The organism is Flagellimonas alvinocaridis, from assembly GCF_965248585.1.
In the GTDB taxonomy this organism is placed as follows: Bacteria; Bacteroidota; Bacteroidia; order Flavobacteriales; family Flavobacteriaceae; genus Flagellimonas; species Flagellimonas alvinocaridis.
Genome location: NZ_OZ252111.1, coordinates 2,867,030 through 2,880,230 on the forward strand (window position 1 = coordinate 2,867,030; position 13,201 = coordinate 2,880,230).

Annotated in this window: 11 protein-coding genes; 1 reads left to right on the forward strand and 10 read right to left on the reverse strand. The window is 41.1% G+C overall.

Features of this window, described 5'->3' with window-relative positions; genetic code table 11:
- Nucleotides 1-137 precede the first annotated feature (137 nt).
- The 9 genes from rlmN to rsgA all read right to left on the reverse strand — a co-directional run bounded on the left by rlmN (nt 138) and on the right by rsgA (nt 11,506).
- Nucleotides 138-1,178 (reverse strand): 23S rRNA (adenine(2503)-C(2))-methyltransferase RlmN, encoded by a 1,041-nt coding sequence (rlmN, locus tag ACP14V_RS12900; RefSeq protein WP_272608351.1) that lies wholly within the window; start codon nt 1,176-1,178, stop codon nt 138-140.
- 219 nt (nt 1,179-1,397) lie between these two features.
- On the reverse strand, nt 1,398-2,447 hold the full coding sequence (gene queA / locus ACP14V_RS12905; RefSeq protein WP_136566497.1) for a tRNA preQ1(34) S-adenosylmethionine ribosyltransferase-isomerase QueA: 1,050 nt from the start codon (nt 2,445-2,447) through the stop codon (nt 1,398-1,400).
- Nucleotides 2,448-2,533: 86 nt separating this feature from the next.
- A complete protein-coding gene (locus ACP14V_RS12910) occupies nt 2,534-3,763 on the reverse strand; it encodes a 3-phosphoshikimate 1-carboxyvinyltransferase (RefSeq protein ID WP_272608354.1) in 1,230 nt (409 codons plus the stop codon).
- A 70-nt stretch (nt 3,764-3,833) separates the two neighbouring features.
- Nucleotides 3,834-4,160: a nucleotide pyrophosphohydrolase gene (locus tag ACP14V_RS12915; RefSeq protein WP_136566499.1), complete on the reverse strand. Its 327-nt coding sequence runs from the start codon at nt 4,158-4,160 to the stop codon at nt 3,834-3,836.
- Nucleotides 4,161-4,214: 54 nt separating this feature from the next.
- The gene (locus tag ACP14V_RS12920; protein ID WP_272608356.1) at nt 4,215-6,182 is read right to left on the reverse strand and encodes a DUF3857 and transglutaminase domain-containing protein; all 1,968 of its coding nucleotides are present in this window, start codon (nt 6,180-6,182) and stop codon (nt 4,215-4,217) included.
- Nucleotides 6,183-6,193: 11 nt separating this feature from the next.
- Complete coding sequence (locus ACP14V_RS12925) at nt 6,194-8,134, reverse strand: DUF3857 domain-containing protein (protein ID WP_272608357.1); 1,941 nt, start codon at nt 8,132-8,134, stop codon at nt 6,194-6,196.
- Complete coding sequence (locus ACP14V_RS12930; RefSeq protein ID WP_272608358.1) at nt 8,131-10,038, reverse strand: DUF3857 domain-containing protein; 1,908 nt, start codon at nt 10,036-10,038, stop codon at nt 8,131-8,133. The genes ACP14V_RS12925 and ACP14V_RS12930 overlap by 4 nt, the downstream gene beginning before the upstream one ends.
- A gap of 80 nt (nt 10,039-10,118) precedes the next feature.
- Complete coding sequence (gene dtd / locus ACP14V_RS12935; protein WP_272608360.1) at nt 10,119-10,571, reverse strand: D-aminoacyl-tRNA deacylase; 453 nt, start codon at nt 10,569-10,571, stop codon at nt 10,119-10,121.
- On the reverse strand, nt 10,571-11,506 hold the full coding sequence (gene rsgA / locus ACP14V_RS12940; protein WP_136566503.1) for a ribosome small subunit-dependent GTPase A: 936 nt from the start codon (nt 11,504-11,506) through the stop codon (nt 10,571-10,573). Before rsgA ends, dtd begins: the two co-directional genes overlap by 1 nt.
- A gap of 93 nt (nt 11,507-11,599) precedes the next feature.
- Between rsgA and ACP14V_RS12945 the strand changes: the two genes are divergently transcribed.
- The gene (locus ACP14V_RS12945; protein ID WP_272608362.1) at nt 11,600-12,040 is read left to right on the forward strand and encodes a hypothetical protein; all 441 of its coding nucleotides are present in this window, start codon (nt 11,600-11,602) and stop codon (nt 12,038-12,040) included.
- Between the two features lie 78 nt (nt 12,041-12,118).
- Here ACP14V_RS12945 and ACP14V_RS12950 read toward each other — a convergent pair whose 3' ends face one another.
- On the reverse strand, nt 12,119-13,201 hold the full coding sequence (locus ACP14V_RS12950; RefSeq protein WP_136566505.1) for a bifunctional 3-deoxy-7-phosphoheptulonate synthase/chorismate mutase type II: 1,083 nt from the start codon (nt 13,199-13,201) through the stop codon (nt 12,119-12,121).

Here is a 13,201-nt window from a genome sequence, read left to right on the forward strand (position 1 = left end):
TCATAGGATGCTGCAAGTTTTAGGACAGATGAACCAAATGCTCGATGATTGGATGATGGTTGATCATCAGAAATCGGACATCGGACATCGGACATCAGACATCAGACATCAGACATCAGACATCAGACATCTTAAAACTACGTCTTATTGGCCAACTGCCCACAAGCGGCATCAATATCCTTTCCTCTGGACCGGCGCACGGTAACGGTAATTCCATTTTTCTCCAAGGTACGCTGGTACATATCCACTGCGGTACTTGAAGCTTGTTGGAATTCGCCATCATCAATGGGATTGTATTCAATCAGGTTGACTTTAGATGGGGCAAACCTGCAAAACTTGACCAAGGCGTCAGCGGCTTCTTGGGTGTCGTTGATACCTTCCCAGACTACATATTCATATGTAATCCTACTTTTGGTCTTACTGTACCAATATTCTAAAGCTTCCCGTAAATCAGCCAAGGAAAAAGTGGCATTGAAGGGCATTATGGAAGTTCGAACCTCATCAATAGCGGAATGCAGGGAAACCGCCAAGCCAAACTTGACCTCCTCATCAGCCATTTTCTTAATCATCTTGGGAACCCCCGATGTGGAAACTGTAATTCTTTTGGGAGACATGCCCAATCCTTCAGGTGAAGTAATCATGTCTATGGCCTTCAGGACATTGTTGTAGTTCATAAGTGGTTCTCCCATTCCCATGAAGACAATATTGCTCAGGGGTCGATCAAAATACAATCGACTTTCATTATCTATAGCCACCACTTGGTCGTAAATCTCATCCGGATTGAGGTTGCGCATGCGCTTCATCCGTGCCGTAGCACAAAATCTACAGTCCAAACTACATCCTACCTGACTGGATACACAGGCTGTAGTGCGGGTCTCCGTAGGAATAAGTACTGATTCCACCACCAAACCGTCATGGAGGCGCACTGCATTTTTTATGGTTCCGTCTGAACTACGTTGCATTTGGTCTACCCGAATGTGATTGATCACAAAGTGTTCTTCCAACATTTGCCGGGTTTCTTTGGAAACATTGGTCATGGCTTCAAAGGTGTGGGCCGATTTCTGCCAGAGCCACTCATACACCTGATTGCCCCGGAAAGCTTTATCACCGCGCTCCACGAAAAAATTCCGCAGTTGTTCCTTGGTCAAGGCCCGTATGTCTTTCTTTTTGATTTCCATTACTTAAAGATACAGAAGAAAAAATCCCGTTGGCTACATACCGAGCGGGATTCCATTTTATCTCATTAGATATCTGTTGTACTTTTTAATCCCTCTCTGCGTCATTCCGAATTTATTTCGGAATCTCATAACGATTAGGGAAAACATACTTTATGAGAACCTGAATCAAGTTCAGGTTGACTAAAGCTTTATTAACGATAAAACTCTCAAATAATCTATTTACAGAATCAACATCGCATCCCCGTAGGAATAAAAACGGTACCCTTCCAAAATGGCCTGCTTGTATGCTTTCTTTATCAGGTCATGACCTGCAAACGCAGATACCATCATCAACAAGGTCGACTTTGGCAAATGGAAGTTGGTGATCATGCAATTGGCTATACTAAAATCGTAAGGGGGGAAAATGAACTTGTTGGTCCATCCCTCAAAAGTATTGAGCGTGTGCTCAGACGAAACCGCACTTTCCAAGGCCCGCATTACCGTAGTCCCCACGGCACAGACTTTTCTCTTGTCGTCCTTGGCCGAATTTACCACTTCGGTAGCTTTTTCATCGATGACCAACTCCTCGCTGTCCATTTTGTGCTTGGACAAATCCTCCACCTCAACCGGGTTGAAGGTTCCCAGACCAACGTGAAGGGTCACTTCGGCAAAATCGATTCCCTTGATTTCCAAACGTTTCAACAAGTGCTTGGAAAAGTGCAATCCGGCTGTAGGGGCCGCAACGGCTCCTTCATATTTGGCATAGATGGTCTGGTATCTTTCCTCATCCTCTGGCTCAACATTTCTTTTGATGTATTTGGGAAGTGGTGTTTCTCCCAATTCACGGAGTTTTCTCCTGAAATCGGTATAGGAACCATCATAAAGGAAGCGTAACGTTCTCCCTCTGGAAGTTGTATTGTCGATGACCTCTGCCACCAAACTTTCATCCTCGCCAAAATAAAGCTTGTTCCCAATTCGGATTTTCCTGGCCGGGTCTACCAGAACATCCCACAAGCGTTGTTCTTGGTTTAGCTCCCTAAGCAAAAAAACTTCAATACGGGCACCGGTCTTCTCTTTGTTTCCATAAAGTCGTGCAGGAAAGACCTTGGTATTGTTCAGGACCATTACATCACCTTCATCAAAATAATCGATTAGGTCCTTAAACATTTTATGTTCAATTTTTCCAGTGTCCCTATGAACTACCATCAGTTTGGATTCATCCCTGTTTTCAGCAGGATATTCGGCCAATAATTCCTTGGGTAGTTCAAAGTTGAAGTTTGATAATTTCATTTAAGCTTTTTTTCGATTTTTTTAAGAGCGGCAAATATACAACCTCACCATAGGGGATGTCAAGTAATTTGGTGATTAAATGCCCATTACAGTTCGGCAACCCCAAAACCTAGGGTGCCTAGGTCGTTCCAAAAATCTGGATAGGATTTGGAAACCACCTCGGCATCATTGACCTTAAAGGAAGTTTTAACCGCCAAGGGACCAAAGGCCATGGCCATTCTGTGATCGTTGTACGTATCTACCGCCACACCCGATTTCAGACTTGATGTAGGTTGCAATGTTAGGCTCTCGGCATCAATATCCACTTTTGCACCAAACTTGGACAGTTCGGTTTGCATGGCAGCCAAACGGTCGGTCTCTTTTATGGGGAGGGTATGCAATCCCGTAAGATGGCAACCCATTCCCAACCCCAAACAAGTAACAGATATGGTTTGGGCTGTATCGGGCGCATTGGACAGATCGTATTCTACATGTTGAGGGATTTCATCCGAGGTTTTTGTCAAGGTAATGGTATGGTCACCAAAGGTAGTCTCCACCCCAAAATCTTTATAGATTTTAGCCATAACACTATCACCTTGGAGTGAGTTCTTTTTGTAGGACGACAATTGGATTTTCGTCCCCACTTCACAAAGCGCCACAATGCTGTAAAAATAACTGGCCGAACTCCAGTCCGATTCCACCACAAGAGTGGTATCCTGAACCATATCTTTTGGTTCTACCTTAATCGTGTTTCCTTCAAAGGACGTGGTGACACCTATCTGTTCCAAAAGAGACAAGGTCATTTTGATGTAGGGCACGGAAGTGATCTTTCCCACAAGATTCAATTCCAATCCATTTTTTAGGCTGGGTGCAATCAAAAGCAGGGATGAAATGTACTGACTACTGATGTTGGCCGGCAAGGAAACCTTGTCCTTTTCCAATTTTTTCCCAGATATTTTTATGGGAGGATATCCTTCTTCCTGCACATATTCAATACTCGCCCCCAGACTTCTCAGAGCTTCTACCAAAACTTTTATGGGACGTTCCTGCATTCGCTGGGAACCTGTCAATATGACTTCTTTGCCTTCTTGCGAAGCAAAATAGCCCGTTAAAAACCGCATTGCGGTGCCTGCATGGTGGATATCCACTTCCCCACTAACCTTCTTCAACCCTTTTTGCATGACTTCACCGTCATCAGAATTGGAAAGGTTTTCAATCCTTACATTGGGAAAAAGGGCCTGAAGCAACAAAGATCGGTTGGTCTCGCTTTTAGAACCTGTAATCTGAATGGTTTTTTGAAGTTTTCTGTCTTGTGGGGTGCTAAGTTGAAGTCTCAAAACTGCTTTGGTTTGAATGAATCTCCAAAGCTAGAAAAAACGTACCTAATGGCCGTTTAGCCACGCAACTTTATTTAAGCTTTTTGTTGTTTTGATGACGATCGTGATCCCGCTTGGTCTTTAACTCCAGTTTTTTATCAAAAGCTTCTTGAAGATCTATTCCAGTTTGGTTGGCCAAGCAGAGTACCACAAAAAGCACATCGGCCAATTCTTCTCCAAGATCCTTGGCCTTGTCGGATTCTTTTTCGCTCTGTTCCCCATAGCGTCGGGCAATAATCCGGGCCACCTCCCCTACTTCTTCCGTAAGTTGGGCCATATTGGTGAGCTCATTAAAATAACGAACCCCGTGGTTCTTGATCCATTCGTCTACGGCTAGTTGGGCGTTCTGTATATTCACAATGATGTTGTTTAGGTTACCAAATATTCTCGCACAAATTTAATACGCTCTGGACTAATCCTTTAGTTTTTCCAGCACCAAGTAGCTTTGGTTCTGGACATTTACTGCCATTTCAAAAAACTTCTTTATGTAGGCATAGCCTTGACTGTTGTATTGTGTTGAATTGAGCTTAAAGGTAAAATAAACATTTATGACATCCTGATAGTCTTTACACTCAAACCGAAGTAAACCACTTCTATCTGGAAGGGCCAAGTTAAGGGCCTCAGGAAGCTGTTTTATTTTATACCCTTCTGGAATTTTCAGTTTTGCCATGTATCTATAATTCCTAAGGAATCCAAAATCAATTGGGTAGTATCGTTTTTCAGATTTGAAAGGGTTTTTTCCAAAAAAACGAACCAAAAATGGGTTGAAGAATACAGTGTTGTCCATTTTCACATTTTCCAGTTCAAACCCAAAACGCTCAACCAATGCTTTTTCATCGGATTTTTCGTTGTCAGCTTCATATGTATGTATGACAAAGTCATCATCCATTTCCTTTTCGATTTTCCCCAGATATTCCTCTTCCGAGGTCGAGGCTATCTCATTCCGTTTGGAAAAGGCTTCATGCCCCATGGTAATGTCATCCATTATTCCCACTACCCTATCATCCATTAGTTCTGCTTTAACCTGTATACTTCGGCTGCTATTTTTCTCTGGGAGGATGTCATACCAATAACTGTCCCCGTCCAAATCCATGACCCTTCCATAATAATTCAAACAACGATAGGGCAGCATTCCAAAAGGCATTTGCTTTTCAGTGGCATCCAGCAGGTATTCTTTTCCATCGATTGTGGTCTTGGCCACCACATAGTTGAAGTCGGACATCACCGGATGATTACGTTTGGGCAACCCGTGCAATCGCGTAGAAAGCAACATGATATCTGTCTTTATCCCTGCTGCATTGAGCAGGTTTATAAGGGTAATATTGATTTCAGCCACATTTCCTTTTTTCTCATCAAAGGCATTCTTTACATTGTTGTTCCTAAAAATACCATATTTGTTGTTCCATGTGTAGTGGCTCTTGACAAATTCATAGACATTTTTGGCCTTTTCCAAATCACCTTCATCCCCAGTAATTATCTCCAAAGGGACGTTTCTTTCAAAAAAATTTTTCTTTCTTAATTGTCCACCAATATCCTTGTCCGATCTAAACTCCTTGTCCACATCGTTCCATGTCTTGGTGAACTTTTGTTTTATGCCGTCCAATGACACATACTCTGAAAGTTCAAACTCCAATATGGCTCTGTAATTGTCGGGCGAAAGCATGTATTCCTCATCTTCCTTAAAAGCAGGGACATCATTCATGACATATTTTAAAACTTCGCAATCTGCCATTTTAGGAATGCCCGGCACACTAAAACAGTTCTTTTTGATGGTGGCATCATTCACATCCAGACCAATTTCCCCGACCAAGGACCTATTGTACTTAAAGTTTCCTGGAATCATTGCATTGTATTCCGAGTATACTTTTGGTATTCCATCTTGAAACTCCCATCCCGTGAGATTGTAGAAAAAAGGGGATTGGACCTCATAACTATATTCCAATACCGATCCTACTTGCACGCTTGGAAAAGTAAATCTCTTTTGGGACCAGCTTTCATTCAAATCAACATCAAAAATCTTGTTGTCCGGAATCATCTGCTTTCTGTCCCCGTTATGGGTCATGGCCTTTATTTTATTGACCGTTTCCCTTCCTTTTTTGGAGTGATAATATGGAATCTCTATTTCGGCCTCATCAAAACCTTGCTTTTTCAGTATTTTCTTTTTTGCATGGTACTTAGTAATCAGCCAGATATATCCTTGTCTCACTTCAAAATAATTCTCTCCCTTTTCATAGAGGTATATGGCATTGGCAGTAGTGTCCTTGTCATAGGTTTTGAAATCCCTTTCAAACTGGTTCAGCACCCCAAATTCATTGGCCTGTTGGGCAGAGAGCACCCCCACAAAGCCAAATAGGGTCAATAAAATTAATTTTCTGTACAATTCCTTTCCGATTAAATCTTGGCCAAAACCACCTTCTCCGACTCTTTTTCAACCACTTGTCGATAAAATTCCTTCAGTCCCAAATAATAACTTGGAGGAAAAATAGCTGTATTCATTCTCATTTCCACTCGAACATTAATAAAGTTTTGATTAGTGGAAATGTTGTATTTAAATTGCCCCAAATTATCTGGGAGTACCATGGCAAAGGGCTCTGGCAAGTGCTCTACTTTATATCCTTCTGGAATGTTTATGGTAATCAAGTATTTATCTTCCCAAGGAAATCCATAATCTATCGGATATTCCCTTTTTTCTGATTTGAACGGATTCTCACCCATGGCAAGGTGAAACATGGGAGAGAGATATAATTTCCCTGAAATGGATTCAAATGCGTCTTCTTTGTAAAAGTTAAAATTCTGTACTACCGGTTTATCTAAATTTAGATTGTTCTGCATATTGTACTCGGAAATTTCAATATCCCCCATTTCTTTTTCCAAATTCCCAAGAAACGATTCCTCTGTTCCTTTGTTATATCGGTTTCTAAAAACAAGTGCGTTGTGATTGGTATACTGTTGCCTACACTTGGCCTCCATGGATCCGTCTTCATTAAGTTCAACCGTCATAGTTATGGCATCCATAGAGCTTTTCTTGGGCATCAGGTCAATTTCTTCAGAATTCCCATTTTCAGAAATCATTCTTCCATACCAATTCAATGTCCTAGTAGGCAATACATCCATGGTACTAAAGGCATTTGTCGCATCAAACAAATGATATTCCCCATTTATTTTGCTGACAGCTACCACGTAGTTATACCCCTGCAGGGTTGGGAAAAGTGGAATACCATTGTCCCGCGTGCTCACCAAGACAGGATATGCAGGAACATTGGCATGGTTGAGCATTGATACCAACATTAGGTTTATGTCGGCACAGTTTCCTGTTCCTTCTTTGTACGCCTTTTTGGTGCCCTCGTCCGAAGTGTATCCCACAAAGGAGTTCCATTTGACCTTCTCCTTAACAAATGCCAATATCCTTTTGGCCTTTTCATGTGGGTCACTTGCTCCCTGCAAGACCATATTTAGTTCTTCTTCAAAATAATTGCTTTTTTTCATTTCGTCTCCAAAAGAACTGTACTCGTAAACTGTTTTTGCCACATCATCCCATGTTTTGGAATAAACATCATAGGTGGATCCGGGGATTTCCAAGGATTTTATCTCAAAAGTAACTCCAGACCTGAAATTGATTATGTTGGATACAAAGCTTTCATTCTTTAAAGCGGGTATATCCTGTAGGTTATAAGAAACCTTTGTCACCTCCATACCCAAGCTTGCATCCCTATTCTGATCTACTTTTGGCGCCAGAAGAAGAAACCCTTTTTGTCTTTGGTTGAACTTAAAATATTCTGGAATTCTCATTTCGGCTTCCAACCTTTTAATGGGAACAAAATGCTGAAATACAAATTCATCTATACTTTGCACAAAAGGCGAAGTTATCTTATATTGATACTCCACAACGGAACCTGCTTTCACATTGGGCATGGTAAATTTTACTTGGTTCCTGTTTTTGGATTGTTTCGACTTGAAGATGCTCCCTTTATCTAGTTTTGTCTCAATTACTTTATCTCCCTCCAGTGTATAGGTATAGCCTTTTATGGAAGTTGCCTTTTCATCGCTGGCACCGCTCTCATAAAGATTAATTGCCTTTGTGGCATAATCAAATCCATCAGCATTATAGATTTTTATCCGTTCATGCACCTCCGTCACAAGTTCGAGTCCTATTGCACTATTGTAGGTATAGTAAGATTGCCGCTTTTTTAACAGATAAGCAGCGGGAGCTGAAGTATCTTTGGCATAGGTGGTTTCCAAAAGTTCTTCTTTGGATACTTTTCCAAATTTTAAGTCTTGTCCTTGCATATGGACAGAAACCAAGGCAATCAGTATCGTAAGTATTCGAATCATAAGTCTCTACGTTTTAAAACAATTTTTTGGTTATCTAACTTGGCAACGTTCCTTCTAAAGGATCTATACTTGTTGTAGTCCTCTTTTGGATAATGTCCTTTTTTTATGAGTAGTTTCCTTTTATACAACAACTCCGTATCACTCTTTTTATGAACCTCTACTTCGTATGTTCCAAATCTGGTTTCTTCGGTATGCTTCTCTGGCAAAAAAGTGAAAGAAAAATTTTGGGGCAACTGAATGATAAATTCATCCTCATCCAAATACCCTCTCTGTATAACAAATGATTGCTTTCTGTTTCGATATCTGGGCGGCACAAAAGAATTGTTGTCCAACGGATTTAAAGTGAGTAAATAATCCTCCCCATTTTTAGAAACAAAATCATGTGCTTTTAGTTGAATTTCTTCAGTAAAAACCACATCTTCTCTATTATTTACAAAGCTGTAACCTGTTACGCTTAATCCATTGATGTTCCCCCAAAACTTTTTGTAATATTCAATGACATCTTCCTTTTTGTCTCGCTCCAATCCAAAATGATCATCATAGCGCACTCCCATGGTCTCAATTGTGACCTTGGCTTCAAGGGAAAGATCTTCAAGAATTTTATAAGTGGAACGAATTTTCTTAAGGTTTTGCTCATTTAAATAGGACGTGGTAGTTACAATTTCACCACCGTCGGGTTTTACTACCAAAACCTTTCTATCGTCCGTAAAATCGCCTATAAACCCAAAGGGGTGTACCTGGGATGTACAATCTATCCAAAAATATTCTCCTTTGTAAGGGATGGCCACAATAGCATGGTTGCCTTGCGATAGATCCGCAAAACCCTCTTTAAAGTCAACCTTGGTACCTCCAGCCTCAACCACAACATAGTACGATTCTACCCCAACTGCTTTCAGCAAAGCCATTGTATAATTTGAAAGTCCTTTACAATCCCCATATTTCACCCTATCAACCTCAATGGCGCTTATAGGTTGAAAGCCCCCTATTCCAATCTGCACACTAATATATCTGGTATTGTCCTGCATGTACTGGTAGACAATCTTTGCCTTCTCAATATCATCATCCACCCCTTGTACAAGTTCTTTTACTTTTTGTATGGTAGCGTCCTCCAAGTTTGCACGACCTGCTAAAAGCTCTTTCTGTATCCAGAGCCCCAAATCTTTCCAGTTGCCCACCTTGGCATTGAACCCTTTGTAGTGAAAGTTGGGCAATCGAACCGACAATTTAGGACAGATTGCATTAAACGATGGGCTTAGGCTTTCAGCAACCATGGCTGGGATATTTGTCCCAGTATAACTTATTGTTCCTTGGTTCTCATTCTTTTCAAAAACAATATTGGAAAGATTTTCCTCCTCAATAATGGGTTTTAAATCATTGGAAAGGTAACTGATAGCATAGCTACTTTGCTCTACGCTGATACCATATCCCGATAAAAAATACCATGGAGGCAAAATGCCGGTATCAGAGGTTTCAATCTCATAACTAAATTCCAATGTATATGGGTATTGAACGGGCACATATCTGTAATACAGTAATCTATCGTCCAAATAGAGGGAAAAGCCATCTACTGCGGCTATATCGCTAAAATCTCTGCGCTTGATCCGTTGAATTTCATTCCCCGAGGCATCATAGACCACAGCCTCAATTTTCTTGATTTTCTTCTCCTTATCATAAAATGCTCTTGTTCGGGCAAAGGCGTCACCAGATTTGTTCAGTACCGTAACCACCTGTTTTGCCGAATAGGTCATCTTATCCATAGCGTCAATGCGGATATCCATCTCGTCAAGTCGCCCCACTGCATTGGCATTCTCCATAAGCTCCTCAGGAATAGTATGATAGCTGTAATTCTGGGAAAATGAAAAATGGACGCTAAGGATCAGGAGACATATTGGAAATATTCGCATTGTAAGATTGGTCGGTTATTTAATAACAGCAATATGACCAATTTCTTACAAAAACAAAAAACTAAATCGACAAAAAACCGCTATTCCCTGTTTTTGGTATCGATAATTATGGTCACAGGACCATCGTTCAAGAGTTCTACTTTCATGTCGGCACCGAAGATACCCGTACCCACTTCCTTACCAAGTTCTTTCTCCATTTTTTCAACAAACTCTTCATAGATTGGAATGGCCACATCGGGTTTTGAAGCTTTAATGTAGGATGGCCTATTTCCTTTTTTGGTCAGGGCGTGCAAGGTAAATTGACTGACCACGATCACATCTCCCCCAACATCCAATACAGACAGGTTCATCACATCGTCCCCATCATTAAAAATACGAAGGTTGGCCACTTTTTTTGACAACCATTCAACATCCTCTTTTCCATCCTCATCTTCAATCCCCAATAGTATCAGAAGGCCTTGGCCAATACTGGATATGTTTTCCCCTTCCACGGTAACACTTGCTTTGGATACTCGCTGTATAACTGCCCTCATTATCTTTCTCTATATGTATCTTCCTCCCCAGTAATCATTTGCACATAGCTCCGGTATCTGCTCCAAGCAATTTCATTGTTTTCCAACGCTTCTTTTATAGCACATTTGGGTTCGTCCATATGAAGGCAATTATTGAACTTGCACTCTGATTTCAACTCAAAGAATTCAGGAAAATAATCCCCTATTTCATCGGGTTCCATATCCACTATACCAAATCCTTTGATTCCTGGAGTATCTATGATCCTAGCACCAAATGACAAATCGTACATTTCAGCAAAAGTGGTGGTATGCTGCCCTTGTAAGTGTTGCTCCGAAATTTCTGCCGTCTTCAAGTGAAGTCCGGGTTCCAAGGCATTTACCAATGTTGACTTTCCTACGCCGGAATGACCTGCGAACATACTCGTCCTATCTATCATCAAATTCTTAACTTGGTCCACATTCTTCCCTTCCTTGGCCGCAATCTCCAGACATGTATATCCAATCTGCCTATATAGATTCACCAAATAACTTACCTCCACAGTCTCATCATCATCATACACATCCATCTTATTGAACAATAGCACTACGGGGATGTCATATGCTTCGGCAGTGACCAGAAATCGATCTATAAAACTGGTGAAAGTAGTAGGATTGTTCAGCGTGACCAACAAAAAAACTTGGTCAAGATTTGTTGCTATGATGTGGGTCTGCTTGGAAAGTTTTACCGATTTCCGAATGATATAGTTCTTTCTTTCGCCTATCTCAGAAATAACCCCCACTGCTTCATCACCAATGTTTTCCAAAGAAAATGTGACCTGGTCACCTACGGCAATAGGGTTGGTACTTTTTATGCCTTGAGTACGGAACTTACCCTTTATTCTACATTCGTGAAAAAGACCATCCTCCGCCTTCACGGTGTACCAACTTCCAGTGGATTTATAGACAGTTCCTTTCACTATTTGTTCATATTTCTCTGCAAAGAAACAATAATCCTTGTTCTTGTACGTATATCTTTGTTTACAGTTTTAACAATCAATAACGTAACCATTATGAAAAAAATCTTTTTTACCGCTGCGATTGCCCTTGCTTCATTATTCTCCATGAATGCACAAGAATACAAGGTAATCACCAGTGTAGAATCCATCGTACCCAATGGTTTGGGTAGATCTAGAATCATCAATGCCCTTGAGGATAAGGATTATAGGGAATACACCAGTGTACAAACGGAAGAGGACAACACTAGGAACAAATCGGATAGAAGTGATATCCGTGTAAAGAATTTTGAGGAGACCAAATTATTGAACTTCTACAACCTAGGTGGTATCCGTTTCCAGAACATTGCCGCCAATGATGCCATGATCACTTCCATGATCAATGATATGATTTCCAATGGATGGGAGCTTGCTTTTGTAGTAAGTGGTGTGGAAAGTGAAGGAGGAAAAGGCGATGGCCAAGGTATCTTCATTACCCGATACATCTTTAGGAAATAATTCCCAAGAACTATTCCTTTAAAGAAAAGGCCCAACAAATGTTGGGCCTTTTTCATATTCATTTGTACACTTTTCACCTTAAGAATTGATAATCTTCTCTTGGTGATTAATGGATTCTTGGTGAATGGCCTTGAACATTCTCAACACAAACTCCTCGCTCAATCCACGTTGCTCGCCTTCCAAGATCATATTGCCCAAAATGGCATTCCAACGGTTGCTTTGCAATACAGCAACGTTTTTCTGCTTTTTTAATTCGCCAATGCCATCGGATACCTTCATACGCTTACCCAAAAGGTCAATCAATTGATTATCCAATATATCTATTTGTGCTCTCAGGTTGCTCAAATTATTGTTGTACTCTGCCTCCTCATCGGTTTCTTTTCTGATGCGCAAGTCTTTCATGATTTGTATCAATGTTTTGGGTGTTACCTGCTGAGCTGCATCACTCCATGCATTGTCTGGATCACAATGGGTCTCAATGATCAACCCATCAAAATTCAAATCCAAAGCGGTTTGCGATACATCAAAAATCATATCCCGCTTACCTGTAATGTGGCTAGGGTCGTTAATGATGGGCAAATCTGGAAACTTGGTCTGTAGTTCTATTGCCAACTGCCATTCCGGAATGTTTCGGTACTTGGTTTTTTCGTAGGTTGAAAATCCACGGTGGATTACCCCCAACTTTTTAATATCCGCAGAATATAGACGCTCTACGGCTCCCAACCAAAGCGAAAGATCTGGGTTTACTGGATTTTTCACCAATACAATCTTATCGGTTCCTTTGAGGGCATCTGCAATCTCCTGTACAATGAACGGACTCACGGTAGATCGTGCTCCTATCCAAAGTAGGTCAATGTCATGTTCCAAGGCCAAGTCCACATGGGCTTTGTTGGCCACTTCGGTAGCCGTTTTTAAACCAGTTTCCTCCTTTACTTTTTGCAACCACTTGAGGCCAATGGCACCTACGCCCTCAAAATTTCCAGGGCGGGTTCTTGGTTTCCAAATACCGGAACGAAAGTAGTTTACATCCGTATCCTTAAGCTCATGTGCTATCTTAAGCACCTGCTCTTCGGTTTCGGCACTGCAGGGTCCTGCAATGACCAAGGGATGCGACAGGTTCATGTCATCCAACCATTTCCTCATTTGCTTACTGTTTTCCAT